The following is a 26884-nucleotide window of genomic DNA, read 5'->3' on the forward strand; positions in this document are numbered from 1 at the left end:
AAGCCGGAGCCCCGGAGACCCCAGAACCCCGCCCGTCCTAGCCGGTGACGGCGGCCCGGCCCCGGTCCGCCAGGACCAGGGCGTGTTCGACGACGGCGACCAGGACGTTCTTCACGGACTCCCGGTCGCGGGCGTCGCACATCAGCAGTTCGACCTCGGGGTCGAGGTCGAGCGCGCCGCGGACGCTCTCGGCAGGGAAGCGGCGGGAGCCCTCGAAGCAGTTGACGGCGACCGTGAAGGGGATGCCGCGCCGCTCGAAGTAGTCGATGGCGGCGAAGCTGTCCTCCAGGCGCCGGGTGTCGGCGAGGACGACCGCACCGAGGGCGCCCTGCGCCAGCTCGTCCCACAGGAACCAGAAGCGGTCCTGGCCGGGGGTGCCGAAGAGGTAGAGGACCAGGTCCTCGCGCAGCGTGATCCGGCCGAAGTCCATGGCGACGGTGGTGGTCGACTTGGTCTCGACGCCGTGCAGGTCGTCGACGGGACGGCCGGCCTCGCTGAGGATCTCCTCCGTCCGCAGCGGCCGGATCTCGCTGACCGCGCCGACCAGCGTGGTCTTGCCGACTCCGAAGCCGCCCGCGACGAGGATCTTCAGCGTGACCGGCTCGACCGGCGGCTGCTTGCGGCTAGAGCGCCCGAAGGCCATTGATCACCTCGCGAAGGATGCTCACGTCCGGCAGCTCGGCCGGCGGAACGGGGCGGGTCACATGGACGAGCTCGTCGTCGACGAGATCGCCGACCAGGACCCGTACCACCCCGACGGGGAGGTCGAGTCCCGCGGCGAGCTCGGCGATCGACTGCGGCTGCTCGGAGCAGCGTTCGACGATCTCCACGTGCTCGGGGGACAGCGTCTGGTCGCGGCCGGGGTCGTCGGCGGCCGGTTCGGGCACCACCACCGCGATCAGGTCGAGGCGGTGGCGGGTGGCGGCACTCGTCCGGCCACGGGTCATGGCGTACGGGCGGACCACGGGGCCCGCGTCGTCGTCGAACCAGTGGCCGGGCGCGTCCTGGTGGGACTGCTCCGTGTCACTCATGCCGTCCCCCTCCGCCTTCATTCGCCGTTGGGCAGCCCGGAACGGGGCGCCGTGGCCAGGTGCGCGCCGACCCGCTTGACCATCAGGGTCATCTCGTACGCGACCTGGCCGACGTCCGAGTCGGCGTCGGCGAGCACGGCGAGGCAGCTGCCGTCGCCGGCGGCGGTGACGAAGAGGAAGGCGTCCTCCAGCTCGACGACGGTCTGCCGGACCCTGCCCGCCTCGAAGTGGCGGCCGACGCCCTTGGCGAGGCTGTGGAAGCCGGAGGCGACGGCGGCGAGGTGCTCGCCGTCCTCGCGGGAGAGGTCCTGCGAGGCGCCGGTGGGCAGGCCGTCGCTGGAGAGCACCAGGGCCTTGCGGATGGAGCCGACGCGCTGGACCAGTTCGTCGAGGAGCCAGTTCAGCTCCCCGTTGCCGTGGGCGGAGCTGTGGGTTGCTGCGGCGTTCGGTGCGGTCATCGACCGTCCCCCTCGGGTGTCGTTCCTGGTGCTGTCGTTTCGGCGTTGTGCCGTCGTCCGCGCTGCCAGCCGCGCTGCATGGAGGCCATGCGGCTGCGCACCTCCTCGGCGTCGCGCTCGAAGGAGTCGGCCTCGGCGGCGGAGGCCGTCGCGGCCGGCTGGTCCTCGGCGCGCCCGCCGCCCTCGCGCAGCTGCGGCGCGAGGCTGGCCTGGCGGACCCGGCGGGGCAGCCCGCCGAACGGAGCGGGCCCTTCCTGCGGTACGGGGACGAGCGTGGGCCCGGTGCCCTGCGGCGGTACGGGCGCGGGGTGCGGCACACGGGCCAGCTCCATCGTGTCACCGTCCTCCGGGGCGCTCGGGGCGGGGTGGGCGCGGCCCGGCTCGTCCAGGCGCCGGCCGCGGTCGACGACGAGGGTCGGCTGGCGGCGGCGGGGCAGCCGCACCGGGTCGGCGGGCGGCTCGTCGTCCGTGCGGGAGCCGCCGGCGCGGGAGCCGGTCTGGTCCGGGGCCTGCTGGTGCTGGTCGCCGCGGCGGCGGTGCTCGCGGGCCCGGAACAGGCCGCCGCGCTCGCTGTCGGTGTCGAGGAGGTCGGCCGCGCCGCCGAGCAGGGCGTCGAAGCCGTCGGCGCCGAGCGGCGCCTCCAGTTCGACGGGGCCGTCGAGCAGCGGGACGGCCGGTTCGAGGGCCGGGTCGGGCACCTTGGTGAGGACCGGGCGGCGGACGGGCAGCCCCTCGACGCCGTCGGCGCCGTCGCGGTCGGCGGTCTTGCGGTCGAGGCGGAAGCCCGCGCCCTGGGTCTCGGGGGCGTCGGTGAGCAGCGCGGCCGGGATGAAGACGACCGCGGTGGTCCCTCCGTACGGGGAGGGCTGGAGCGAGACGCGCACGTTCTGGCGCTGGGCGAGCCGGCTGACGACGAAGAGGCCGAGCCGGTCGGTGTCGGAGAGTTCGAAGTCGGGGGTCTCGGCGAGGCGCAGGTTGGCGTCGAGGAGGGCGTCGGGGTTGATGCCGAGGCCGCGGTCGTGGATCTCCAGGGTGAAGCCGTTGGCGACCCGCTCGCCGAGCACCTGCACGGCGGTGTGCGGGGGCGAGAACACCGTGGCGTTCTCCAGGAGTTCCGCGATGAGGTGGGTGAGGTCGGCGACGGCCGGGCCGCCGACACCGAGCCGGGGCAGCCGGCGGACCTCGATGCGCTCGTAGTCCTCGACCTCGGCGACGGCGGCGCGGACGACGTCCATGAGCTGGACGGGCTTGCGCCACTGGCGGGAGGGGGCGGCGCCGGAGAGGATCACCAGGCCCTCGGCGTGCCGGCGCATGCGCGTGGTCATGTGGTCGAGCCGGAAGAGGTCGGCGAGCTCCTCGGTGTCCTCGGTGCGGCGCTCCATGGTGTCGAGGAGGGTGAGCTGGCGGTGGAGCAGGACCTGGTTGCGGCGGGCGAGGTTGACGAACACCTCGGAGACCCCGCGGCGCATGTCGGCCTGCTTGACGGCGGCCTCGACGGCGGCGCGCTGGAGGGTGTTGAGGGCCTGCCCGACCTGGCCGACCTCGTCGTCGTCGTACCGCAGGTGGGGCACCTCGGTCTCGACGTCGACGTGTTCGCCGGCGGCGAGGCGGCGCATGACGCTGGGCAGGCGCACGCCGGAGACCTCCTGGGCCTCCTTGCGGAGCCTGCGCAGGTCGCGGACGAGTTCGCGGCCGATGCGGACGGAGACGATGACGGAGACGAGCAGGGCGACGAAGCCGAGGACGCCGGCGACGCCGGCCTTGAGGAGCACGCTGTACGCGGCGGGCTGGACGCGGTCCTGGTAGCGGTCGCCCGCGGCGGTGTTCTCGGCGGCGAGGTCGTCGAGGACCGAGGTGGCCTGCTCCGTCCAGGCCTCCGGGGTGACGGCGCGGGGCCGGTCGGTGGGGCCGGCGGTGATGACCGCCTCCTCCGCCTTGCGCAGCGGGGCGGTCTCGGGGCTGCGCCAGTACTTCTCGAAGCGCTCGCGCTCGCTGCCTGGCAGGACTTCGAGGTTGAACTCGTAGAAGACCTCGCGGGCCGCGACGAGGTCGGAGATCGCGCGGATCTCCTCGGCCGTGACCCGCTCGGCTATGAGGGCGGAGAGGACCAGGGCGTCCTCGCGGGACAGGGCCTCGCGGGCCCGGACGACACCGACGAGGGCGCGTCCCTGCTTGTCCATCTCCACGTTCTCCAGGGCGTGGAGGGTGAGGAGGAAGCTGTAGCAGGGGTCGACGAGCCGGTTGTAGAAGTCGAGGGCCTGGAGGCGTCCGATGTCGCGGTTCTCGACGGAACGGCGCAGTGAGGAGAGGCCGTCGAGGGCGTCGAGGAGCGAGGCGAGGCGCTGGGCGGTGACCGGGTTCATCTCGGAGCGCACGCCGGAGTCGGTGGCGTTGCGGCGGATGAGGGTGATCTGCCGGTCGGTGGCCTCGCGTTGCTCGCGCAGCTTGGTCAGCGCGTCGGAGGCGCGGGGGTCGGCGAGGTAGACGAGGGACTGGCGGCGTTCCTTCTGGATGACACGGACGGTGTCCTCCAGCGGGTAGCCGACCTTGTCGACGATGTAGCCGACGTCGAGGAGCTGGCGGGCCTCACGGCCGGTGAGGACCGTGGCGAAACCCCACAGTCCGGTGAGGGAGACGAGCGGCACCAGCAGCAACGCCACGATCTTCCTGCGGATGGACTTCCCGCGAAAGCGCATGGCCTCCCCCACCTCGGCCTCCGCGGCCACGGAGGTCACTCACGTCGTCACGCCCGGCGTCAACACGCGGCGTCAACCTTCAGTTTCAACAAACGGCGGCGCGAGCCTACTACTGCATCACAGCCATCTCGAAGGCGTGTCCGGGCGATTTTCAGCCTGTCGAGTGAGTGTTGATCATGAGATGTCCTGGTATTCGGGGAGTTGGGTTCCGACAGTGTGGCGCAGGACACCTGACAGGACGCCACATTCCCGACCCGAACAGATGGCTGGAATTGCTTGTTCCGGTCTCCAGGTCGGCGCTCTGAGGGGTACCCCGGCGAAACCTTTACCCTCCTGCGTACGTCATTCTGTACGGGGTGGGTTGTGTCCGCGTAAAGCGGCTCAAGAGGGGCAGCCACCCTGAAGACGTCGGTGGTGGGGAGTGACAGCGCTATGGAACACGAGGCGCGGCCGGTTCGGCAGTTGTGGGTGGAGGACAAGAAGGGGCGCGGGCGGATGCCCGACCCCGTGCGGACGGCCGCCGTCCGCGCGGTGATGCTGACCTCGGTGACGCTGATTCAGGCGATGGTGGCCTTCTTCTGCTCGGTCACCGGATCCTGGCTCGCCTTCCCGGTCACGGTCACCACGGTGATCAGCACCGTGGCGGCGACCTGGAGCGTGCTCGACGTGTGGATCACACGTCAGGTGTGGCGTCAGCGCAACGGGGTCGTCTCGGAGCCGAGCAGCACGGCACGGCCGCGGCGCGGCGATCAGCCGGCGGAACCGCTGTCCGAGGCGGCCTGAGGTACGCACGAGAACGCCGAGTGGCCCGCACCCCGTGGGGTGCGGGCCACTCGGCGTTCGTGCGCTCGGTTACTCCGCCGCGGCGGACACCGGAGCGTCGGGCGTACGGCGGAACATGCGGGTCGCGGTGATCTCCCCGTGGATCGCCTCGCCCTCCGCGCTCGGCTGCGGCAGTCCCGGTCGCAGGTGCTCCTCGACGCTGATGTACTTCAGGCCCGCCCGCAGGTCCGCGTCGTTGCGCAGCCGGATGACCAGCGGGAACTCGGCGAGCGCGGTCGTGTCGAACAGACCGGTCGTGTACAGCAGCTGGACGCCCAGCGCGTCCGACACGGCCCGCTGGAGCTCCAGCAGGTACGTGGCGTTGGCGCGGCCGATCGGGTTGTCGAGGAAGAGCGTGCCCGCGTGGCGGTGCCTGTCCCGGCCACGGTCGTTGGAGCGCAGCGCGGCCATCGTGCAGTAGAGGGCGATGGCGGCGGTGAGCAGCTGGCCGCCGGAGAACACGTCCCCCATCTGGCCGACGGGGACGCGCTCGGCGCGCAGCACCGCGTCCGGCTTGAGGATCTCGACGGCGATGCCGCGCGGTTCGAGCGCCGCCTGGACACCTCGCAGCAGCAGGGACATGCCGTCCCGGCGCAGGTCGGAGTTCTTCCGGACGGCGGCGCGGGTCGCCTCGTCGACCACCTCGCCGAGGCGCTCGGTGAGCGTGGCCTGGTCGGGCTCCTCGAAGCGGATCCGCAGGAACTCCTGACCGGACCACTCCCCCAGCCCTTCGGGCAGCCGGGACAGCCGCTGGGCCGAACGCAGGGTGGTCAGCGAGGACTCGACGAGGCCCCGCAGCCGGTCCACGATCGAGTCGCGGTTGCGCTCCAGCTGCTCCAGCTCGTCGGTCAGCACCCGCAGCCGGGGGGCGAACGCCTCGGCCCACTTCGCGGCGTGCTCCGGCAGCGCGGCGGCGGGCAGTTCGCGGATCTGCTGCCGGGCCGGGGTGCGCACCTGCTCGAAGCGGGTCGCGTTGGCGTGCCGTACGAGGATGTCGCCGGCCTCGCGGACGGCCGCGTCGGCGGCCGACAGGTCGGCTGCGCAGCCGCGCAGCGAACGGCGGGCCTCCGCCGCCGAGTCGCGGGCCTCGGCCAGCGGGCCCGGGTACGGCTCGGGCTCCTCCTGCTCCTCCTCCGCGTGGTCGCGCAGCAGGTCGCGCAGGAGCGCGGCGGTCTCGTCGAAGCCGCCGGTCGCGTCCTCGGCGGCCCGGTGGGCCTGGAGCAGACCGGTGTGGGCGGCGCGGGCCGCCTCCAGGGCGTCGGTGCGGGCGGCCAGTTCGGTGGTGGCGGTGCGGAGCAGGCCCTGGGCGTGCTCCGCGTCGGCCGGGATCCGCTCCTCGGGCAGCTCGGTGTGCGCCTCGCCGTCCTCGGGGGCGAGGCGCTCGGCCTCGCCGCGGAGCCGGCCGAGCTTCTCGCTCGCCTCGGTGGCGCGCGACTCCAGCTTCTGCACCAGGGCCTCGGCGCGGGCGGCGGCGGCCTGGCGGGACGGGCCGTCGGCGCCGTCGGTGGACTCCAGGAGCTGTTCGGCGCGGGTGCGGACCTTGTTGGTGAGCCGGTCGAGCTCGGCGAGGGCGGCGGACTCGTCGCTCTCGGCACGGGCCTGTTCGGCGCGCAGGTCGGCGCCGACGCCGACCTTCTCGTACACCTGGGAGGCGGCCCGGTACGCCTCGCGCAGGGAGGGGAGCGCGACGCGGGGCGCGTCGGCGTCCTCCTCCGGAAGGATCTCCGGGACGCCGGCGATCTCGGCGCGCTCGGCGCGCAGGGCGCGGGCGGTGCGGTGGGCGTCGTCGGCGGTGCGCTGGGCGGTGCGCCGGTCCTCGTCGGCGGCGCGGGCGCGCTCCAGGCAGGTCTGGGCGCGGGCCTCGGACTCGGCGGCTTCGTCGGCGAGTTCGCGCAGCTTGACCTGCCAGGCGGACCGCTCGCGCAGCCGGTAGGCGAGGCCCGCGAGCGCGTCGGCGGCACGGCGGGCGCGCTGGGCGGCCTCCTGGCGCTCGTCGCGGACCCGGGCGGCGTCGGCGGCGGCCTCTTCGGCCTCCGCCCGTACCGTACGGGCCTCGGTGAGGACGCCGTCCGCGGTCTCGGCGGCGGTGCGTGCGGACGCGGCGACGGCGGCCAGCTCGGCGAGCATGCCGGGCGGGCAGTCGGCGCGCCAGGAGCCGATCCGGGCGGCCAGGGAGCGGTCGCCGGTGAGCCGGGCGGCCAGCGAGCGGATCTCCTCGTCGCGGGCGGTGGCGCGGCTGCGCAGCGCCTGGCGCTCCTCGTCGGCGGCGTGCTCGTCGTGCATGGCCGGGTTCGGCGGCACGAGGAAGACGTCCGTGTCCTGACCCGACGCGGGCGCCGGTACGGGGGCGAGCAGGGCGGCGGCGGTGCCGACGGCGACGGTGGAGCGGGGCAGCAGGGCGGCGCCGCTCAGGACCTCGCGGGCGCGGCCGTACGAGACGGGGTCGGTGATCACGACGCCGTCGACGAGCTCGGGGCGGGCGGCGAGGACGGCGGCGTGGTCGGCCGGGTCGACGGCCTGGGCGAGGTAGCGCCAGCCGGGCAGGGCGGGGATGCCGTGCTCGCCGAGGAACTCGACGGTGGCGAGGACGTCGGGACCGGGCGGCAGCAGACCGCCGTCGCCGAGGGCGCCGAGGATCCGGTTGTCGTCGGCGGCGGCGGTGCGCAGGTCGAAGAGCTGGCGTTCGGCGGAGGCGATGGACCGGTCGAGCAGGGCGCGCAGCTCGTCGGCGTACCGGTCGAAGTCGGTGACGGTGAGCGGGCCGCCGTCGGGCGCCGCGCCGAGGCCGAAGGCGGCGCCGGGGGCGGTCGCGTCAGGGCCGGGCGCGTCGCTCGCGCGCTGGCCGGGGAGCGGGGAGCCGGTGCTCTGGCCCGTGCCGGGGCCGGTGCTCTGGCCCGTGCCCGGGAGCGAGAGGAGTTCGGCCAGGCGCGGGTCGGCGGCCAGGGACTCGGCCGCGCGCCGCTCGGCGTCGTAGGCGTTCTCGGCGGCCTCGGCCGCGTCGGAGGCGCGGGCAGCGGCGAGTTCGGCGCGGGACTCGGCGGCGGCGGTCTCGCGGGCGCGCTCCGCGGCCGCGCGGGCCGCGTCGCGGGCCGCGTCCCAGGCGGCGACCGTGGTCTTCTCGGCGTCGCTCGCCGCGAGGGCGGCGCGGGCCGGGTCGGCGTCGGGGGCGGAGTCGTCGAGCCAGCCGGCCCGGACGGCCTCGGCGGTCTCCTGCTCGACCTCGGCGAGGCGCTGGCGCAGGTGTCCGGCCTCGCTGCGGGCGCGCTGGGCCTCGGTGGCGGCGGCGGTGGCGTCGCGGTGGGCGGTCTCGCCGGTCTCCTGGAGGGCGGCGGAGCGCTCCTCCTCCTCGGCGGCCTGCCGCTCCCCCTGCTCGGCGGCCGAGGCGAGGGCGCGGACCAGGTCGGCGGCGGCCTTGGCTCGGGCGGCGAGGGCCGGGGCGGCGTCGCGCTCGGCCTCGCGGATGGCGGCGGCGACTCGGGTCGAGCGGTCGCCCGCGGCGCGGTGCCGGAGCACGGACTCGGCGGCCTGCCAGGCGGCGTGCAGGGTGCGGGCGTCAGTGAGCTCGCGGCGCTGGGACGCGGCGCCCTTCTCGGCGGCGGTCAGGGCCAGCGAGGCGTGCCGGTAGGCGAGTTCGGCGGCGATGAGGGCGCTGCGGCCGCGGGCGTCCTCGGCCTCGGAGACGGCGTGGGCGGCGGAGGTGACCTGCTGGGCGAGCTCGGCGACCCGGCCGCGCTCCTGGGCGGCGCGGGCGGAGAGCCGGCGGGCCAGGGTGCGGGTGCGGCGCTCGGCCCCGGCGTGCACGTCGCGCGCGCGGGCGCGGGTGTCGGCGGCCTCGACGATGCGGGTGAGCAGGTCGACGGAGCCGGCCGTGAAGTCGCGCTCGGCGGTGAGTTCGGCGCGGCGGCCCAGCTTGTTGCCGAAGCCGCCGACGAGGTCGGCGAGGCCGTCGGTGTCGCGGGTGTCGGTGACGGCGCGGAGCAGGAGGTCGGTGAAGTCGGAGTCCTTCTTGACCGCGAAGAGGCCGGCGGCCTCGCCCTCGTCGGCGTTCATCTCCCGCTGGTAGCGGAAGAGTTCGGGGTCGAGCCCGAGGTCGCCGAGGTGCTCGTTCCAGCGGTCGTGGATCTCCTCCCAGTAGACCTCCAGGTGCGGATAGGCCTTGCCCGCCTCGGTGATCGCGTCGCGGAAGCCCTTCATGGTGCGGCGGCGGCCGGAGGCACCGGAGGCGCCCTCGACGGGCGGGCGCACGGAGGTGGCCTCGGCGACGGGGAGGTTGTCGAGGCTCAGCCCGGGACCGGGGCGGAAGGAGTACCAGGCCTCGGCGAACTTGCGCGGGTCGTTGGAGACCTGGCGGCCGCGCCACTCGCTGGCCTTGCCGACGACGACCAGCTCACCGGTGAGGGTGTGCTGCCACTCCAGGGCGACGTGGCCGCAGTCGTCGGCGAGGAGGAACTTGCGCAGCACGCCGGAGCTCGCGCCGCCGAGGGTGTTGCGGTGGCCGGGGAGCATGACCGAGAAGATCAGCTTGAGGAGGACGGACTTGCCGCCGCCGTTCTCCAGGAAGAGCACGCCCGCGGGGGCGGGGCGGCGCGGCGGGCCGACCGGCTCCTCCTCGAAGAACTCCGCCTGGGTGGGAGCGGGGTGCGGCACGGGCGCGCCGACTCCACGCAGGTCCAGGACGGTGTCGGCGTAGCGGGCACCGGCCGGACCGATGGAGTAGAGGCGGACCCGGGACAGCTCGTACATGCGGCGGACTCTCGTGCTTCTCGTACGCGGGATGGGCGGATACGTGCGGGGTGCGGTCACGCGGGGGCGATCGCGCGTCTGCGGTCACGCATGGAAGGGCAGGCCGGCGTCGGCGGCGAGCTCCAGGTCGTCGCCCTCGGGCGGCGGCAGGAGGGTCGCGGATCCGTCGCTGACGGGGACGACGCCGAGGTCGAGGAGCTCGGCCATGGCGGCGCTGCCGGCCATGTCGCGGACCTGGAGCTGGTAGCGGGCCGTGGTGCGGTAGGAGCCGCCGGACTCGTCGCCGGTCCGCTGGAGGAAGCCGGAGTCGGTGAGGAAGGCGACGGCCTTGCCGACGATGCCGGTGGTGGAGCCGGCGAGGCGGCGGGCGTCCTTGGTGGCGCCGGTGGCGCTGCGGCGGGCGTAGATCCGCCAGGCGGCCTCCAGGCCGGGGGCGTCCGAGGCGGGGTCGGTGTTCTCGCCGTCCTGCTCGGCGCGCTCTTCGAGGCGGCGGCAGGCCTGGCGGACGAAGGCGTCGACGCCGTTGACGGTGAGGCGGCCGATGTAGCCGTCGTCGGCGAGGTCCTCCGGGCGGGGGAAGGCCATGGTCGCGACGGCCAGGTGCGCGAGGCCGTGCAGGAAGCGGTCGGCGGAGTCCGTGGAGGCGCGGCGGGCGTAGTCGCCCATGCGGACGGCGAAGACGGAGTCCTCGCCCGCCGTGACGGCCATGCCGGCGCGCGGGGAGACCTCCAGGACGACCAGGCCGAGGCCGGTGGCGACGGCGTCGGCGAGACGCGCGAAGGCGGGGTTCTCGCGGTAGCGGCGCAGCAGCTCGGCGTACTCGGCGTCACGGGCGGGCAGCAGCTTGGGCTGCAGGCCGAAGGAGACGAGCCGCGCCGCGTCGGCGGCGTCGGCGGGGGTGACGGCCGGGGACGCGGGGGCGGTCTGCGGGGCCTCCGGCTCGCTCCACGCGTCGGTGTGCTCGACGTGGTGTTCGCTCACGGCTGGGGCTCCTCGGTACGGCGGGGGTGCGAAGGGGCGGGACGCCCTGACGGGACGGGGACGACCGCCGGGGCGGGGGCGCCCACGGGGGCGGCCTGCTCCGGCGGGACCTGCTCGGGCGCCGGGACGGGCGCGGGCAGGGGCAGAGGCAGGCGTACGGGGGTGACGGCGAGGGGCGCGGGCGCCGGTGCCGTCCCGGTGTCGGGGCCGCCCTGGGGCACGGCCGGTGTCCCGCTGTCGGTGTCGGTCCCGGCCGCGGCCACGGGCCCGGCGTCCGGCCGGCGCTTGCGCGGCAGCGGCACGGCGCGCACGAAGGGGCGGCGTGCGGGCGCGGGCGCCGCCCCGGCGGGGACGGAGCGCACGCGGGGGCCGTCCGCCGGCACCTCGCCGAGGCGCCGGTCGGCCCCGGGCCGGGCCAGGGGCACGGCGGCCACGCGGGGGCCGGGGGCGCGGTCGGCGGCGGGGGCGCGGTCGGCGGCGGGGGCGCGGTCGGGGGCGGAGGCACGGTCGACGGCCGTGGTGGTGCCTTCTTCGGCGCCGGGGGCCTCGGCCGTGTCCGGGCCGTGGTTCCCGTCCGGCTCCGAACCATGGGTCCCGGGCAGCTCCGAACCATGGGTCCCGGGCGGGACCGGGCCGAGGGCACCGGCCGTCGCCGGACCGCGGTTCCCGGCCGTCTCCGGCTCCTCCGGCGCGTGGGGCGTGGTCATGTGGCCTCCGTGCGGTCCGCGGCCATGCCGACGGCGTCGAGGAGGGCCGTGCCGACGATGAGGTCGGCGCCGCCGAACTGGGGGTCGTCGAGGACGGTGCCGTCGTCGACGGCGAACAGCAGGCGCTCCTCGCCCTGGCGGTAGGCGGTGCCGACCGGGGGGCTCGCCGCGTGGACGGCGAGGAGGGCGACCAGGTGGGGCAGGTCGGCGTCGCGGCGCCGGGCGTCGGCGAGCAGGCCGGAGAGGCGGCGCGGGGCGTCGTGCTCCAGGTCGAGGAGCTCCATGGCGCTCGCCAGCTGCTCCTCGCTGAAGCGGCTGTCGTCCGGGGTGGCGATCAGGTCCGGCTCGGGCATCTCCGCGCCGAGGTGCTGGCGCTCCACGGGCGGGGTGAGGAGCAGGTCGACGAGGTCGGCGACGCGGACGGAGGTGGGGGTGCGCAGGCCGGTGCCGTGGGCGAAGAAGGCGTCGGTGACGCGGGTGGCCTGCTCGACCGGGAGCGGGAGCAGCGGGGCGACGAGCTGCCCGTACAGGTCGAGGCCCGTGTAGGCGGTGGGCGCGGCGAAGGCCTGGCGGTCCTGCTCGGCACGGAAGAGCGGGCCGGCCTCCAGGAGGCGGGACTGGAGCTGGGTGTGGCGCCGGATGCAGTCCTTGACGATGTCCACGAGCTCGGCGGCGCGGCGCTTGTGCTCCTGGTCCTCGGCCTCGTCGCGGGCCTTGCGGATGTTGGTGAGGATCGCGTTCTCGTGGCGGTAGCGGTCGGCGACGTGGTCGAGCGCTTCGGCGATCATGTCGGGCACGGCGTTGAGCCAGTCGACCGCGCGGACGTTGCGCCGGGTGGCCTCCAGGGTCCTGCGGAGCGTCTCGGCGTACTGCACGGTCCGGTAGCGGGCCTGCTCGGCGGCGAGCTGGGCGTCGGCGAGGCGGCCCCTGCTGATGAGGACCTCCAGCTTCACCTCGGCGGCGATCTGGGCGCTGGTGACGTCGGTGTCGAGGGCGCCGACGAGCACGTTGACGGCCTCATCGGTGGTGCGCAGGCAGACGCCGCCGCCGTAGCCGGGGACCTCCTCGACCAGCTTGAAGTCGTAGTCGCGGCGGGTGTAGACGCCGTCGGAGCCGAACGTGCCGTACACCGCGCGGAAGCCCCGGTCGACGCTGCCGACGTTGATCAGGTTCTCCAGGACCCAGCGGGCCACCCGCTCGTGCTCGGCGGCGGGGCGCTCGGGGGCCTGGGCGGCGACGCGGGGCAGCAGCCGGGCGACGACCTGGTCGTGGTCGGCGCCGGTGTCGAAGTCCATGTTGAGCGTGACCAGGTCGATCGCGGACAGCGCCACCTCGGCCATCGCGTAGACCGAGTACTCGCCCGCCAGGTTCGCCTTGCGCACGTCCAGGTCGTGCAGCGGGGCCGTGCACGCGAGCGCGCGGAGCCGCCGCGCGAGCCCTTCGTCGGCGGCCGGGCCCTGCGCGGGGCGCGGCCCCGCGCTGAGCTGGGGCGGAGCGAGGTCCGTCGAGGCAGGCGAAGTCACGGTGCACAGAGTAGGTCCTCGCACAGACAACGGTCGAAACGGCGCTTATACGACCCGGTGTGCGACGGGGTCCCGCGGTGCCCCGTTCAGAGCTCCGGGTCGTCGACCGCCTTCGCGTACACGTCGGTGATCCGGGTGCGGGAGTCGTCGAGGTAGCGGGCGAGGAGCTGTTCGGCCCGGTCCCGTTCACCGGACAGCAGGGCGTCCAGAATCTCCCGGTTTCGCAGGAGGTACGGCTCGTGGAGTCCGCGCGGATCGTCCACGATGTGGAAGGCGAGGCGGAGTTCGGCGAGGACGCCGCGCATGAGCTCGTCGGTGCGGGCGCTGCCCGCGAGGGCGACGAGTTCGCGGTGGAAGTGGATGTTGGCCGTGGAGACGCCCTTCCAGTCCCCGGTGCGGGCGGCCCGCTCGCCCTCGGCGACGGCGGCGGTGAGGCCGTCGACGGCGAACGGCGGTTCTCCCAGGGCGTGGACGACGGCGCACTCGACGAGCCGGCGGGTGCGGTAGATGTCGGCGACGTCGTCGACGGCGAGGACCCGGACGAAGACGCCCCGGTTGAGCCGGTGGACGAGCAGCCGCTCGTGGGTGAGCAGCCGGAACGCCTCGCGCAGTGTGTTGCGGGACACACCGAGGGCGCCGCCGATGCTGTCCTCGGAGAGACGGGAGCCGGGCGGGAAGAAGCCCTCGGCGATCCGGGTGCGCAGGATGTCGGCGACCCGCTCCGCCGTGCTCGTGCGTCCCAGGAGGACGCGGTCGTCCGCCAGCTCTCCGATCGAGTCCATCGCTTTCCGTTCCCTCCGTCGTTCGTGGCCGAGTCAATCGCAGGACCGGCTCCGGAGACAAGGACGGGAGACTCCGATGACGGGACTCTTGTCGGATCGTTGAACGATCCCTACATTGAACGACACCGCACGGTACGTCAGCACGGTTCGTCAGCACGTCTCTCCCGCACTCTCCTCCCCTTCTGCGAGGTGCAGATGAGCACGACCCAGACCCGGCAGCCCACCCGGGGCGAACGCCCCGACGACACCGGCGCGTTCGCCTGGCTGCGCGCCCTCGGACCGCGCGGCAGGCGCGCGTTCGGCGGCGCCTTCGGCGGCTACGCCCTCGATTCGTACGACTTCTTCACCCTGCCCCTGTCGATGGTGGCCATCGCCGCCACCTTCGGTCTGGACAAGGGCCAGACCGGTCTCCTCACCACGGTCACGCTCGTGGTCTCCGCCGTCGGCGGCGCGCTGGCCGGCATCCTCGCCGACCGGATCGGCCGGGTGAAGGCGCTCCTGGTCACGGTGATCACGTTCGCGCTCTTCACCGTCCTGTGCGGCTTCGCGCCCGACTACGAGACCCTGATGGTCTTCCGCGCCCTCCAGGGGCTCGGCTTCGGCGGCGAGTGGGCGGTCGGCGCCATCCTGGTCGCCGAGTACGCCGATTCACGGCACCGTGGGCGCACCCTCGGGGGCGTCCAGAGCGCGTGGGCGGCCGGCTGGGCGCTCGCCGTGGTCGTCTACACGCTGGTCTTCCGCTTCGTCGACGCCGACACCGCCTGGCGCGTCATGTTCTGGACCGGCGCCCTGCCCGCCCTCCTCGTCGTCTACGTACGGCGGAACGTCGAGGACGCGCCGCAGGCGGCCGAGGCGCGCCGCGCGAGCGCCGGGCGCGGCTCCTTCACCGCCGTCTTCAAGCGCCCGCTGCTGCGCACCACGCTCTTCGCCGTGCTCCTGTCGACGGGCGTCCAGGGCGGCTACTACACGCTCGCCACCTGGGTGCCGACCTTCCTGAAGACCGAGCGCGGGCTCACCGTCGTCGGCACCGGCGGCTATCTCGCCTTCCTCATCTCGGGCGCCTTCACCGGCTATCTGACCGGCGGGTACCTCACGGACCGGCTCGGCCGGAAGAGGAACATCGCGCTCTTCGCGGTGCTGTCCGCCCTGGCCGTCCTCGCCTACACGCGCATCCCCGACGGGGCGAACACGCTCCTCCTGGTGCTCGGTTTCCCGCTCGGCTTCTGCATGTCGGCCATCTTCAGCGGCTTCGGCTCCTTCCTCGCCGAGCTGTACCCGACCGCCGTACGCGGCACCGGGCAGGGCTTCACCTACAACACCGGGCGCGCGGTCGGCGCGGTCTTCCCAGCCCTGGTCGGGTTCCTCGCCGAGAGCTGGGGCGTGGGCGGGGCGCTGGTCTTCGGCGCGGTCGGCTACGGACTGGCCCTGCTGGCCCTGCTCGGCCTGCCGGAGACCCGGGGGAAGGAGCTCGTATGACCCGCGACGCCGTCCTCGACCCGCGGACCGCCCGCGCGCGGGCCCGCTGCGGGGCCACCGGCGCTCCGGGCCGGATGCTCGTGACCGACGTACGGGACGCGGAGTACCGCGTCGGGGCCTGACCGGGGAACGCGCCCGCGCCCCTGCTCTTCTGCGCACGAAAGGAAGGAAACCCACCATGACCCGGGTCTCGATCGACCTCAACGCCGACCTCGGCGAGGGCTTCGGCCGCTGGACGCTGACCGACGACGAGCAGCTGCTCTCGGTGGTCACCAGCGCCAATGTGGCCTGCGGCTTCCACGCCGGGGACGCGGCGACGATGCGGCGCGTCTGCGAGCTGGCGGCGGAGCGAGGGGTACGGATCGGGGCCCAGGTCTCCTACCGGGACCTCGCGGGCTTCGGCCGGCGCTCCATGGACGTGCCGGCGGCGGAGCTGACGGCCGAGGTCGCGTACCAGATCGGCGCCCTGGAGGTGTTCGCGCGGGCGGCCGGCTCGCGCGTGGCGTACGTCAAGCCGCACGGCGCGCTCTACAACCGGGTCGTCCGCGACGAGGAGCAGGCGGCGGCGGTCGTCGAGGGGGTGCTGCTCGCCTCGGCGGAGCTGCCGGTGCTCGGGCTGCCCGGCTCTCGGCTGCACGAGGCCGCGGAGGAGGCCGGACTGCCCGTCGTCGGCGAGGCCTTCGGGGACCGCGCCTACCGGGCGGACGGCACCCTGCTGCCACGGGGGCAGGAGGGCGCCGTGGTGACCGATCCGGGCGAGGTCGTCGAACGGGCGGTGTCCATGGCCCGGTTCGGGGTGGTCACCGCGCACTGCGGGCAGCCGGTCGCCGTCCGGGCGCGCTCGCTGTGCCTGCACGGCGACACGCCCGGCGCGGTCGGGCTCGCCCGGCTGGTGCGCGACCGGCTCGAGTCCTCGGGCGTCCGGGTGGAGGCCTTCGCGTGAGGGCGCGCAAGGTGTACCGGGTGGGCGACCGCGGGCTGCTCGTCGAGCTGGTGAGCGGGGAGGCGTCCGAGGCCTTCCACGCCGAGCTGCTGCGGCGGCGGGAGGCGGGCGCGCTGCCCTCCGTACGGGAGATCGTGCCGGCGGCACGGACCGTGCTCCTCGAAGGGGTGACGGCGCCGGACCGGCTCGCGGCCGAGCTGCGCTCCTGGGACGTGCCCGCGCGGTGCGCGCCCGAGGGGGCCGCCGTGACGGTGCCGGTGCGGTACGACGGGCCGGACCTGGCCGAGGTCGCCGCGCTGTGGGGGGTGTCGGTGGAGGCGGCGGTGCGGATCCACACGGAGACCGTGTTCCGGGTCGCGTTCTGCGGCTTCGCGCCCGGCTTCGCCTATCTGACGGGGCTCGCGGCACGGCACGAGGTGCCGCGCCGGGCGACCCCGCGGACCGCCGTCCCGGCCGGGTCGGTGGCGCTGGCGGGGCCGTACACGGGCGTGTATCCGCGCTCCTCGCCGGGCGGCTGGCAGCTGATCGGCACCACCGACGCGGTGCTGTGGGACACGGCGCGCGAGCCGGCCGCGCTGCTCTCCCCCGGTGCCCGGGTGCGTTTCACGGCGGCGGGCCGATGAGCGATCGTGCCGTGGCCGTCGTACGGGCCGGGGCGCTGACCACCGTGCAGGACCTGGGCAGGACGGGGTACGCGCATCTGGGTGTGCCGCGGTCGGGGGCGCTCGACCCGGGCGCGGTGCGGCTCGTCAACCGGCTGCTCGGGAACGAGGAGGGCGCGGCCGTCCTGGAGACCACGCTCACCGGGTGCGCGGTGCGCCCGCGGGGTGCGGTGACGGTGGCGGTCGGCGGGGCTCCGTGCCCGGTGTCCGTGGACGGCCGGCCGGTCGCCTGGGGCACGGTCGTCCGGGTCGGTCCCGGGCGGCTCCTGGAGGTGGGCGCGGCCGTGCGCGGGCTGCGTAGTTACGTGGGGTTCGGCGGCGGCGTCGCCGTCGACCCGGTGCTCGGCAGCCGCTCCACCGACCTGCTGTCCGGGCTCGGCCCGGCGCCGCTGTCGGACGGGGAGGTGCTGCCGCTGGGAGCGGTCACGGCCGTACGGGGGTCGGTCGACGCTCCGCCCTGGCCGGGCCCGCCGGACGAACTCGTCCTGCGGGTCCGGCTGGGTCCGCGCGACGACTGGTTCACGCCCGGCGCGCTGCGGACGTTCGCGACGGGTGTGTGGCGGGTGTCCTCGGCGAGCAACCGGATCGGGCTGCGCACGGAGGGCCCTTCCCTGGAGCGGGCGGTCACGCGCGAGCTGCCCAGCGAGGGCATGTCCCTGGGCGCGGTGCAGGTGCCTCCGGACGGGCGTCCGGTGGTGTTCCTGGCCGACCATCCGACGACCGGCGGCTATCCGGTGGTGGGTGTGGTCCGGGAGTCGGACCTGGCGGCCGCGGCGCAGGCCGTGCCGGGGACAGGGGTGCGTTTCGCCCCGTACCGCTGAAAACCCTGTTCACAGGGGCGGCGGGCCGTAGCCGCCGCCTCCGGGGGTGCGGACGACGAGGACGTCGCCGGGGCCGACCTCGGCGGTGTCGACGCCGTCGAGGTGGTCGACGGTGCCGTCGGCGCGTTCGACGGTGTTGACGCCGAGGGCACCGGGCCCGCCGCCCGCCATGCCGTAGGGCGGGACGTGCCGGTGCCCCGTCAGCAGGGTGACCGTCATGGGCTCCAGGAAACGGATGCGGCGCTCGACACCGGCACCGCCGGGCCAGCGGCCCCGGCCGCCGCTGCCGTCGCGGACGGCGAAGGCGTCGACCCGGACGGGATGGCGCCATTCCAGGATCTCGGGGTCGGTGAGCCGGGAGTTGGTCATGTGGGTCTGCACGGCGTCGGCCCCGGCGAAGCCCTCGCCCGCGCCGGATCCGCTGGCGACGGTCTCGTAGTACTGCACGTGGTCGTTGCCGAAGGTGACGTTGTTCATGGTGCCGGAGCCCTCGGCCTGCACGCCGAGGGCCGCGTAGAGGGCGCCGGTGACGGCCTGGGAGGTCTCGACGTTCCCGGCGACGGTGGCGGCGGGGTGGACGGGGGCCAGCATCGATCCGGGCGGGACACGGACGTCGAGCGGCTCCAGACAGCCGCTGTTGAGCGGGATGTCCTCGTCGACGAGCGTGCGGAAGACGTAGAGCACGGCCGCCATGACCACGGCGGTGGGGGCGTTGGCGTTGCCGGGCAGCTGGGGCGAGGTGCCGGTGAAGTCGAGGACGGCGCTGCGCCGTTCGCGGTCGACGCGGACGGCGACCTGGACGAAGGCGCCGGCGTCGGTCTCGTAGCGGCAGCTCCCGTCGCGCAGCCGGGCGACGATCCGGCGGACGGACTCCTCGGCGTTGGCGCGGACGTGCCGCATGTACGCGTGGACGACGTCGAGGCCGAACTCGGCGACGGTCCGCCGGAGTTCCTCGATGCCCTTCTCGTTGGCGGCGATCTGGGCCCGCAGGTCGGCGAGGTTGGTGTCGGGATCGCGCGACGGGTAGCGGGCGCCGGTGAGCAGGGCCCTGGTCTCGGCCTCGCGCAGGCTCCCGTCGCGCACGAGGAGCCAGTTGTCGAAGAGGACGCCCTCCTCGTCGACGGTGCGGCTGAAGGCGGGCATGGAGCCGGGGGTGATGCCGCCGATCTCGGCGTGGTGGCCGCGGGAGGCGACGAGGAAGCGCAGGTCGGTGCCGGCGTCGTCGAAGACGGGCGTGACCACGGTGACGTCGGGCAGGTGGGTGCCGCCGTGGTACGGGTCGTTGATCGCGTACACGTCGCCGGGGCGCAGGGAGTCCCGGTTGCGGCGCAGGACCTCCTTGATGGACTCGCCCATGGAGCCGAGGTGGACCGGGATGTGGGGGGCGTTGGCGATGAGGTTGCCCTCGGGGTCGAAGAGGGCGCAGGAGAAGTCGAGCCGTTCCTTGATGTTGACGGAGTGGGCGGTGTTCTCCAGGCGCACGCCCATCTGCTCGGCGATCGCCATGAAGTGGTTGTTGAACACCTCCAGGAGGACGGGGTCGACGTCGGTGCCGGCGGCCACCCGCGCGGGGCGCGGGGTGACGCGGTGCAGGAGGAGGTGTCCGCCGTCGGCGGCGGTGGCGCGCCAGCCCGCGTCGACGACGGTGGTGGCGTCGGCCTCGGCGAGGATCGCGGGGCCGGTGACGATGTCGCCGGGGCGCAGGTCCTCGCGGCGGTGCAGCGGGGTGGGGACGGGTTCCCCCGCACGGTGGGTGGTGACCGTGGCGCGTGGGGTGAGCCGTCCTCGTCGTGCTCCTTCGGGGACGACGACGGGGCCGTGGGGTCCCGCGGCGCCGACGGCCTCGACGGAGACGGCCTCGACGACGAGCGGCTTGTCCATGGTGAAGGCGTAACGCGAGCGGTGGATGGCTGTGAACTCGGTTTTCATCGATTCCGTGGCGGCCAGGGGCACTGGGAGGGCGGCGTCGGTGCCGGCGTACCGCAGCAGGACGCGCGCGCGGGTGGTGATCGCGTCGTCGGGGAGGCCGTCGGCGCGGAGTTCGGCACGGGTGCGGCCGGCGAGGGCTGCGCAGAGCTCGGTGAGGCGTTCGGCCGTGCCGGGCGCGTCGAGTCCGGCCTCGACGGACTGCTCGCGCATGGCGGTGGCGTCGGCGAGGCCGATCCCGTACGCGGAGAGGACGCCGGCCAGCGGCGGGACGAGGACGGTGTCGATGCCGAGCGCGTCGGCGACGGCGCAGGCGTGCTGGCCGCCGGCGCCGCCGAAGCAGGTGAGGGCGTAGCGGGTGACGTCGTGGCCACGTTGGACGGAGATCTTCTTGACCGCGTTGGCCATGTCGAGGACGGCGATCTCCAGGAAGCCCGCGGCGACGTCCTCGGGGGTGCGGCCGCCGCCCACCTCGGCGGCGAGGGCGGTGAACCGTTCGCGTACGACGTGGGCGTCGAGCGGCTCGTCGCCGTTCTCGCCGAACACGGCCGGGAAGTGGTCGGGCTGGATCCGGCCCAGCATGACGTTGGCGTCGGTCACGGTGAGCGGGCCGCCGCGCCGGTAGCACGCCGGCCCGGGCACGGCGCCCGCCGAGTCGGGCCCGACGCGGTAGCGGCGCCCGTCGTAGTGGAGGACGGAGCCGCCGCCGGCGGCGACGGTGTGGATGCTCATCATCGGGGCGCGCATCCGGACGCCCGCGACCTGGGTGCCGAGTTCGCGCTCGAACTCCCCCGCGTAGTGGGACACGTCGGTGGAGGTGCCGCCCATGTCGAAGCCGATGACCCGGTCGAGTCCGGCCTGGGCCGAGGTGCGGGCCATGCCGACGACACCGCCGGCCGGGCCGGACAGGACGGCGTCCTTGCCGCGGAAGTGGGCGGCCTCGCGCAGGCCCCCGTTGGACTGCATGAACATCAGACGGATCCCGGCGAGTTCGCGGGCGACCTCGTCGACGTACCGGCGCAGGATCGGCGAGAGGTAGGCGTCGACGACGGTGGTGTCGCCCCGGGGGACGAGTTTGATGAGGGGACTGACCTCGTGGGAGCAGCTGACCTGGGTGAATCCGGCAGCGCGGGCGAGGGCGGCGACGCGGGTCTCGTGCTCGGTGTACCGGTAGCCGTGGACGAGGACGACGGCGGCGGAGCGCAGTCCGGCGCCGTGGGCGGCGGCGAGCTCCGCGCGGACCGCGTCCTCGTCGAGCGGGCCGACCACCTCGCCTCGGGCGTCGACCCGCTCGGGGACCTCGACGACCCGGGCGTAGACCGCCTCGGGGAGCACGATGTGCCGGTCGAAGAGGCGGGGGCGGTTCTGGTAGGCGATGCGGAGGGCGTCGCGGAAGCCGGCCGTGATCAAAAGGACGGTGGGCTCGCCGCGTCGTTCCAGGAGGGCGTTGGTGGCGACCGTGGTGCCCATCTTGACGACGTCGATCCGGTCGGCGGGGACGGGTTCCCCGGGAGCGAGGCCGAGGAGGAGCCGGATGCCCGCGACGGCGGCGTCCTGGGTGCGGGCCGGGTCGTGCGAGAGCAGCTTGCGGGTGACGATCCGGCCGTCGGGGCGCCGGCCCACGACATCGGTGAAGGTGCCGCCCCGGTCGATCCAGAACTCCCAGCCTCCGGTCATGACCTCATTGTGGCGGGGAGGCGGCTCCGAGGGCGCCCGACGCCGGCGACAGCGCGGCGGACAGGGCGGCCGCCAGGGCGTGCTCGGCGCGGGCGTCGAGCCGGGCGCGGGTGCCGGTGGCCGTGTGGCGCAGTTCGGCGGCGGCGAGCAGGAGCAGCTGCGGCAGCAGGTCGTGGCAGCGGCGCAGGACCCAGCCGGTCCCGGCGGTGGCGAGCCAGAGCGCCGCGTCCGCGCGGCCGGGCGGCGGCTGCTCCGGGTCGGGTGACGGGGGCGGTCCGTCGGCGAGGCCCCGGTCGCGCAGGAGCCGGTGGAAGGCTCCCGCGACGGCGCGGTGACCGCGCTCCCCGGGGTGCAGCCGGTCGGCGCTCCACAGCGCCCGGTCCGCGGTCCAGGCGGGTGCGTCCAGGTGCAGGTGGACGGCGTCGTAGCGGGCGGAGAGGGCGTGGACGACGCCGTTGACGGAGCTCTGGCGCCGGGCCAGGGGGCGGGCGAGCGGCGCGGGAAGGCCGAGCAGGAGGCCGGGGTCCGGCAGGCAGGCGGTGAGCAGGACGGCCCCGGCGGCGGTGAGCTCGGCGCAGACCCGGTCGAGGCGGCGGGCGAGGTGCCCGATGTCGAAGGTGCGGCGGAGGGTGTCGTTGACGCCCACGACGACGGAGGCGAGCTGCGGTTCCAGGGCGAGCGCCGCGGGCAGCTGCCGCTCGGCGACCTCGCGGCTCTGCGCCCCGCTCTGCGCCAGGTTCGTGAACGCGGTCCCGGTGTCGGTCCGCAGGCCTTCGGCGAGCAGGGCGGCCCAGCCCCGCCACCGCCCGTCGGCCCGGTCTCCGACGCCCTCGCTGAGGGAGTCCCCGAGGACGACGAAGCGGACCGGTTCCCGCGCGGTGCCGGACGCCGGGGCGGTTCCCGCGCGGGGGCCGGTTCCGGCTCCGTGGGCCGTGCCGGCGTCGGTGCCCGCGAGCGCGGTCATCTCGGGGTCTCCTGCCGGGTGGCGGCGTCGTGGGCGGCCAGGAAGGCGGCGGTCGCCCGGTCCCAGGAGAAGAGTTCCGCGCGGGCGCGGGCCGTCGCCCGCCGCGGCGCCTCGGGGAGGGTGAGGACGGTGCGCACCGCGCGGGCGAAGGCGGCGGGCTCGTCGGCGGCGCAGGCGCCCGCGTCGGCGACGACCTCGGGGAGGGCCGAGGAGGCGCTGCAGACGACGGGGGTGCCGCAGGCGAGGGCCTCCAGGGCGGAGAGCCCGAAGGTCTCGGCGGGGCCGGGGGCCAGGCACACGTCCGCCGCGGCCTGGAGGTCGGCGAGGGCCTCGCGGTCGGCGACGTGGCCGAGGAACCGTACCGGGAGGCGCTGTTCCCGGGCGCGGCGCTCCAGGGCACGGCGCAGGGGCCCGTCGCCGGCGACGACGAGGACGGCCCGCCCCCCTTGGGCGCGCAGTTCGGCGAGGGCGTCGAGGGCCGTGCCGGGGCGCTTCTCGACGGAGAGCCGGGAGCACAGCACCAGCAGCACCCGCTCCCCGGCCGCGTACCGGGCCCGCAGGACGGCGCTGCGGCGCCCGGGCCGGCAGCGGTCCAGGTCGACGCCGAGGGGGGCGCGGACGACGTTGCGGGCCCCGATCCGTACGAACTCCCGCTCGGCCCACTCGGTGGTGCACACGATCCGGGAGTAGGCCCAGGCGGTGCGGCGGTTGAGCCGGTCGGCGGCGCGGGAGGCGGCCGCCTCGGGGACGCCCCAGGTGCGGAGCACGCCGTCGGCCGTCTCGTGGGACACCATCACGGACGGCACCCTGGCCCGGCGGGCCCACTCCCCCGTCCAGCGCAGGGTGGTGCGGTCGGAGACCTCCAGACGGTCGGGGGCGAGCCCTTCGAGGACGCGCCGCAGGCGGCCCCGGTCGGCGAGCACCCGGTATCCGCCGGTGCCGGGGACCACGGGTCCCGGCAGGGTGATGACCCTCCCCTGGGCGGTCACCTCGTCGCCCGCCGCCTCGCCTGGGACGACGAGGACGGGGTCGTGCCCGGCGGCACGGTAGCCGCGGCCCAGCTGGTCGAGCGCGGTGCGCAGGCCGCCGGAGGTCGGCGTGACGAAGTTGGCGAGCCGCACGATCCGCAGCGGCCGGCCCGTCCCGGGCGGCCCGGCACCGCCCGCGCGGGCGCCCGGGGCGCTCCCGGCGTCGGCCCGGGTCCGGACGCCGTCCACGTCGACACCCCTCCCTGTGCTCCCCACGTCGGCCGGCGTCCGTGCGCTCCCCGCATCGCCCACCGTCCGAGCACTCCCCGCGTCACCCACCACCCCACGTGCGTCCCGCCCCGTCCCGCTCACGCCGCCACCGCCGTCCGCTCGCGCAGCACCTCCTGGTAGTGGCCGATCAGCTCGTCGCCGACCGCCTCCCAGGTGCGCCGCTCCACGGCGGCGCGCCCGGCCCTGCCGTACACGGCGCGCAGGGCCGGGGCGGCGACGAGGGCGGCGACGGCCTCGCGCAGCGGGCCGGGGGCGTCGGGCGGCACCAGGAAGCCGGTGCGGCGGTGGTCGACGAGGTCGAGGGGGCCGCCCGCGGCGGGGGCGACGACCGGGACGCCGGAGGCCATGGCCTCCTGGACGGTCTGGCAGAAGGTCTCGAACGGGCCGGTGTGGGCGAACACGTCGAGCGAGGCGAAGATCCGGGCCAGGTCGGCGCCGGTGCGGCGGCCGAGGAAGGAGGCGCCGGGGAGCGCGGCCCGCAGCGCCGGCTCGCTGGGCCCGTCGCCGACGACCACGACGCGGACGCCGGGCAGCGCGCAGACCCCGGCGAGGAGGTCGACGCGCTTCTCGGGGGCGAGGCGTCCGACGTAGCCGACGAGCGTCTCGCCGCCGGGTGCGAGGGAGCGCCGCAGCGACGCGTCGCGGAGCCCCGGCCGGAAGCGCGCGGTGTCGACCCCGCGCCGCCACAGCCGGATCCGGCCGATGCCGTGCGCCTCCAGGTCCCGCACCGCGGCGGTGGAGGGCGCCAGGGTGCGGTCGGCGGCGCCGTGCACCGCGCGGAGCCGGCGCCAGGCGGCGGACTCGCCCGCGCCCACGTACGTACGGGCGTATCCGGCGAGGTCGGTCTGGTAGACGGCGACGGCGGGCAGGCCGAGGCGGGCGGCGGCCGACATGCCGCGCACGCCGAGGACGAAGGGGCTGGCCAGGTGGACGATCTCGGCGCGGTGCGCGGCGATGGCGGCGGCGACCCGGCGGCTGGGCAGGGCGACCCGTACCTGCGGATAGCCCGGCAGCGGCAGCGACGGCACGCGGACGACGGGACAGGGCGCGTCGGCGTCCGGGCCGGTGGCCGCGAGGGAGCCGGGAAGGGCGGGGGCGACGACCAGGGGGTCGTGGCCGCGGCGGACGAGGTGGAGGGCGGTCTGCTGGGCGCAGTGCGCCACACCGTTGACGTCGGGCGGGAAGGACTCGGTGACGATGACGACACGCATACGGGTGTTGTCGTCGCACTCGGCGTGTCCCCGTCAAAGTGGATCTGGACGGGCGGGGAACGTCCCATGAGCGTTTGCCCCGGGCGGCGCCAAGAGCGGCGGGGGTGGCCGTTTCGGCCACCCCCGGGTGTACGGCGCTCAGACCTGGAGGTCGAGATCCGGCCCTATCCGGTTGCGCACGGCCGTCTGGACCTCGGCCTCCTCGGCGGGATCGGCGGCGAGCCGGCGCAGGCGTTCGGCGACGCGGACGTCACCCGTCTCCGCGTGGAGCGCGGCGAGCTCGCGGGTGGTCTCCTCGCAGTCCCACAGGCATTCGACGGCGAAGCCGTTGGCGAAGGTGGGATCGGTGGCGGCCAGGGCGCGGGCGGTGCGGCCGCGCAGTTGGGAGGAGGCCGTCTCACGGTAGATGTGGCGCAGCACGGGGGCCGCGCACCCGATGCCGAGGCGCCCGGCGCCGTCGACGAGGGGGTAGAGGGCGGCCGCGTCGGGGCCCTGGGCACGCACGGTCTCGCGGAGGGCGCCGAGGACGAGGGGGGAGTCCTGGGTGCCGCCGCGGAAGGCGAGCATGCCGGCCGCGGCCGTGCCGAGCGCGTCGGGGCGGTGGACCCAGCCGCGGGCCCGGTCCACGGCGGCTTCGCCGCACATGCGCTCGAAGGCGGCGACGGCCGCGTCGGCGACGGTGCGGGAGGCCTCGCCGGCGGCGAGTTCGACGAGGTCGAGGACGGCGGGGTCCTGTGCCTCGGCGAGGTAGTGCAGCGCGGCGCAGCGGGCGCCGTCGGGGCCGCGGCGGGCGGTGGCGAGGATCAGCTCGCGGTCCTCGGGGGCGGCGACGGCGACCAGGCAGCGGGCGGCGGGCCCGTGCAGCTCGGCGCCGCGCTCCAGGCCCTCCTGGGCCCAGTCGAGGACGGCCTGGACGCTCCAGCCGGGCCGGGGCCCGCTGGGGCGGAGCTGGCGCTGCCAGCGGTCGAAGGAGCCCTGTTCGCCGGCGGCCTTGATCCGGGCGCCGACGGCGGCGCGCGGGTCCTCGGCCCACAGCCGCCAGGGCCGCGGTTCGAAGGCGTCGCGGACGGCTGCCGCGAGCTCGGCCTCGCCCTCGGCGTCGGCCGGGAAGCGGGCGAGCACGGGCAGGGCGAGGGAGCGCAGGCCTGCGTCGTCGTCGCGGAGCGCGAGCTCGTCCAGGGCCCAGGCCCAGTTGGTCCCGGTGGCGGCGTACCGCCGCAGGAGCAGCAGGGCGTCGCGGCGTCCGTAGGAGGCGAGGTGGCCGAGGACGGCGAGCGCGAGCCCGGTCCTGCCCTCCTCGGTGTCGAGGTGGTCCTCGGCGCCGAAGAGGTGCGCCTCGATCTCCTCCAGACCTCCGTGGAGGTCCAGGTAGAGCCGTGCGTAGTAGAGGGAGCGGTTCTCGACCTGCCAGTCGTGGCGGGGGTCGTCGAGAACGCAGCCGTTGAGGGCCGCGAGGGCCTCGGCACGTGGCGCGGCGAGCGCGTGCAGGGTGCCGTCGCCGCGGCCCCTCTGCAACAGGCCGAGCAGGGTGCCGCTCGGCGCTATGACTGGATCGAACATGGAAGACGCCTCACATCAAGCTGTCGACACGACCGGGGGGAATCCGGGATGAACCGGGTCAGGCTGTTCGCCTAGGCCGTGCGGCAACATGTCGGGCCGCCCGTCGTCCTGCGCTTGCCAGTGACCATCTTCCTCTGCCTCTCGTCGGTGGCCCCCTGCGGGCCCGACGTCATGATGACCCACCCATTTCGCCACCGCGACCACATTTACGACGCTGCTCTCACCTGGGGTTCAGCCGGTGTTCACCCGGTTCCGAACAGCTCCAGGAGTTCGGCCTTGCCGAACATCCGCGCGGTGTCCACGGCGGACGGAGTCCCTGCCTCCGGATTTGCCCCGCCGGCGAGGAGCGCGCGGATCACGGCGTCCTCTCCCTTGAAGACGGCACCGGCGAGCGGGGTCTGGCCGCGGTCGTTGGCGCGGTCGGCGTCGGCACCGCGCTCCAGGAGGGCGGAGACCGCGTCCGCGTGCCCGTGGTAGGCGGCGAGCATGACGAGCGAGTCGCCCTTCTCGTTGGTGAGGTTCGCGGGGACCCCCGCGTCGACGTAGGCGGCGAGGGTCGCGGCGTCGCCGGTGCGAGCCAGGTCGAAGACCTTGGAAGCCAGCTCGACGACCTCGGGGTCCGGGGTCGGGCTCTCGCTCATG

Annotated in this window: 21 protein-coding genes; 6 read left to right on the forward strand and 15 right to left on the reverse strand. The window is 75.3% G+C overall.

What is annotated here, in order from left to right:
- Nucleotides 1-37 precede the first annotated feature (37 nt).
- From OG309_RS06380 to OG309_RS06395, 4 genes are read right to left on the reverse strand one after another with little or no spacing between them, the layout of a single operon-like run.
- Nucleotides 38-643 (reverse strand): GTP-binding protein, encoded by a 606-nt coding sequence (locus OG309_RS06380; protein ID WP_329418843.1) that lies wholly within the window; start codon nucleotides 641-643, stop codon nucleotides 38-40.
- Entirely contained in the window at nucleotides 624-1052 is a 429-nt protein-coding gene (locus tag OG309_RS06385) for a DUF742 domain-containing protein (RefSeq protein ID WP_402546809.1), read from the reverse strand. Before OG309_RS06385 ends, OG309_RS06380 begins: the two co-directional genes overlap by 20 nt.
- The gene (locus OG309_RS06390) at nucleotides 1049-1489 is read right to left on the reverse strand and encodes a roadblock/LC7 domain-containing protein (protein WP_329418848.1); all 441 of its coding nucleotides are present in this window, start codon (nucleotides 1487-1489) and stop codon (nucleotides 1049-1051) included. Before OG309_RS06390 ends, OG309_RS06385 begins: the two co-directional genes overlap by 4 nt.
- Nucleotides 1486-4185: a sensor histidine kinase gene (locus OG309_RS06395; protein ID WP_329418850.1), complete on the reverse strand. Its 2700-nt coding sequence runs from the start codon at nucleotides 4183-4185 to the stop codon at nucleotides 1486-1488. The genes OG309_RS06390 and OG309_RS06395 overlap by 4 nt, the downstream gene beginning before the upstream one ends.
- Nucleotides 4186-4617: 432 nt before the next feature.
- On the opposite strand from OG309_RS06395, the gene OG309_RS06400 reads away from it, so the two are divergent.
- Nucleotides 4618-4968: a hypothetical protein gene (locus tag OG309_RS06400; protein ID WP_329418851.1), complete on the forward strand. Its 351-nt coding sequence runs from the start codon at nucleotides 4618-4620 to the stop codon at nucleotides 4966-4968.
- A 69-nt stretch (nucleotides 4969-5037) separates the two neighbouring features.
- On the opposite strand, the gene OG309_RS06405 is transcribed toward OG309_RS06400, so the two are convergent.
- The 5 genes from OG309_RS06405 to OG309_RS06425 all read right to left on the reverse strand — a co-directional run bounded on the left by OG309_RS06405 (nucleotide 5038) and on the right by OG309_RS06425 (nucleotide 13743).
- Nucleotides 5038-9750, reverse strand: a complete 4713-nt coding sequence (locus OG309_RS06405) for a hypothetical protein (protein ID WP_329418853.1) — start codon at nucleotides 9748-9750, stop codon at nucleotides 5038-5040.
- Between the two features lie 84 nt (nucleotides 9751-9834).
- Entirely contained in the window at nucleotides 9835-10731 is an 897-nt protein-coding gene (locus OG309_RS06410; RefSeq protein WP_329418854.1) for a hypothetical protein, read from the reverse strand.
- Nucleotides 10728-11438, reverse strand: coding sequence for a hypothetical protein (locus tag OG309_RS06415; RefSeq protein ID WP_329418856.1), 711 nt, complete (start codon nucleotides 11436-11438; stop codon nucleotides 10728-10730). Before OG309_RS06415 ends, OG309_RS06410 begins: the two co-directional genes overlap by 4 nt.
- Nucleotides 11435-12961: a hypothetical protein gene (locus OG309_RS06420; protein WP_329418857.1), complete on the reverse strand. Its 1527-nt coding sequence runs from the start codon at nucleotides 12959-12961 to the stop codon at nucleotides 11435-11437. Before OG309_RS06420 ends, OG309_RS06415 begins: the two co-directional genes overlap by 4 nt.
- An 86-nt stretch (nucleotides 12962-13047) precedes the next feature.
- On the reverse strand, nucleotides 13048-13743 hold the full coding sequence (locus OG309_RS06425) for a GntR family transcriptional regulator (protein ID WP_329418858.1): 696 nt from the start codon (nucleotides 13741-13743) through the stop codon (nucleotides 13048-13050).
- A gap of 195 nt (nucleotides 13744-13938) precedes the next feature.
- On the opposite strand from OG309_RS06425, the gene OG309_RS06430 reads away from it, so the two are divergent.
- Genes OG309_RS06430 through OG309_RS06450 form a run of 5 tightly spaced genes read left to right on the forward strand, consistent with a single transcriptional unit; the run spans nucleotide 13939 to nucleotide 17645 of the window.
- Nucleotides 13939-15219: an MFS transporter gene (locus OG309_RS06430; protein ID WP_329418860.1), complete on the forward strand. Its 1281-nt coding sequence runs from the start codon at nucleotides 13939-13941 to the stop codon at nucleotides 15217-15219.
- Nucleotides 15216-15341, forward strand: a complete 126-nt coding sequence (locus OG309_RS06435; RefSeq protein WP_329418862.1) for a hypothetical protein — start codon at nucleotides 15216-15218, stop codon at nucleotides 15339-15341. The genes OG309_RS06430 and OG309_RS06435 overlap by 4 nt, the downstream gene beginning before the upstream one ends.
- A 56-nt stretch (nucleotides 15342-15397) precedes the next feature.
- Nucleotides 15398-16162 (forward strand): LamB/YcsF family protein, encoded by a 765-nt coding sequence (locus OG309_RS06440; RefSeq protein ID WP_329418863.1) that lies wholly within the window; start codon nucleotides 15398-15400, stop codon nucleotides 16160-16162.
- Nucleotides 16159-16785: a 5-oxoprolinase subunit B family protein gene (locus OG309_RS06445; RefSeq protein ID WP_329418864.1), complete on the forward strand. Its 627-nt coding sequence runs from the start codon at nucleotides 16159-16161 to the stop codon at nucleotides 16783-16785. The genes OG309_RS06440 and OG309_RS06445 overlap by 4 nt, the downstream gene beginning before the upstream one ends.
- On the forward strand, nucleotides 16782-17645 hold the full coding sequence (locus OG309_RS06450; protein ID WP_329418865.1) for a biotin-dependent carboxyltransferase family protein: 864 nt from the start codon (nucleotides 16782-16784) through the stop codon (nucleotides 17643-17645). Before OG309_RS06445 ends, OG309_RS06450 begins: the two co-directional genes overlap by 4 nt.
- A gap of 9 nt (nucleotides 17646-17654) precedes the next feature.
- On the opposite strand, the gene OG309_RS06455 is transcribed toward OG309_RS06450, so the two are convergent.
- The 6 genes from OG309_RS06455 to OG309_RS06480 all read right to left on the reverse strand — a co-directional run bounded on the left by OG309_RS06455 (nucleotide 17655) and on the right by OG309_RS06480 (nucleotide 26883).
- On the reverse strand, nucleotides 17655-21248 hold the full coding sequence (locus tag OG309_RS06455) for a hydantoinase B/oxoprolinase family protein (protein ID WP_329418866.1): 3594 nt from the start codon (nucleotides 21246-21248) through the stop codon (nucleotides 17655-17657).
- A 4-nt stretch (nucleotides 21249-21252) separates the two neighbouring features.
- Nucleotides 21253-22212, reverse strand: a complete 960-nt coding sequence (locus OG309_RS06460; RefSeq protein WP_329418867.1) for an SGNH/GDSL hydrolase family protein — start codon at nucleotides 22210-22212, stop codon at nucleotides 21253-21255.
- Nucleotides 22209-23429 carry a glycosyltransferase gene (locus OG309_RS06465; RefSeq protein ID WP_443067546.1) on the reverse strand — a complete coding sequence of 407 codons (1221 nt, stop codon included), beginning with the start codon at nucleotides 23427-23429 and terminating at the stop codon, nucleotides 22209-22211. The genes OG309_RS06460 and OG309_RS06465 overlap by 4 nt, the downstream gene beginning before the upstream one ends.
- 119 nt (nucleotides 23430-23548) lie before the next feature.
- Nucleotides 23549-24682: a glycosyltransferase family 4 protein gene (locus OG309_RS06470; protein WP_329418869.1), complete on the reverse strand. Its 1134-nt coding sequence runs from the start codon at nucleotides 24680-24682 to the stop codon at nucleotides 23549-23551.
- Between the two features lie 138 nt (nucleotides 24683-24820).
- Complete coding sequence (locus tag OG309_RS06475; protein ID WP_329418870.1) at nucleotides 24821-26242, reverse strand: HEAT repeat domain-containing protein; 1422 nt, start codon at nucleotides 26240-26242, stop codon at nucleotides 24821-24823.
- Between the two features lie 242 nt (nucleotides 26243-26484).
- Nucleotides 26485-26883 carry an ankyrin repeat domain-containing protein gene (locus OG309_RS06480; protein ID WP_329418872.1) on the reverse strand — a complete coding sequence of 133 codons (399 nt, stop codon included), beginning with the start codon at nucleotides 26881-26883 and terminating at the stop codon, nucleotides 26485-26487.
- Nucleotide 26884: the final 1 nt, after the last annotated feature.

It is taken from the genome of Streptomyces sp. NBC_01268, assembly GCF_036240795.1.
GTDB lineage: Bacteria > Actinomycetota > Actinomycetes > Streptomycetales > Streptomycetaceae > Streptomyces.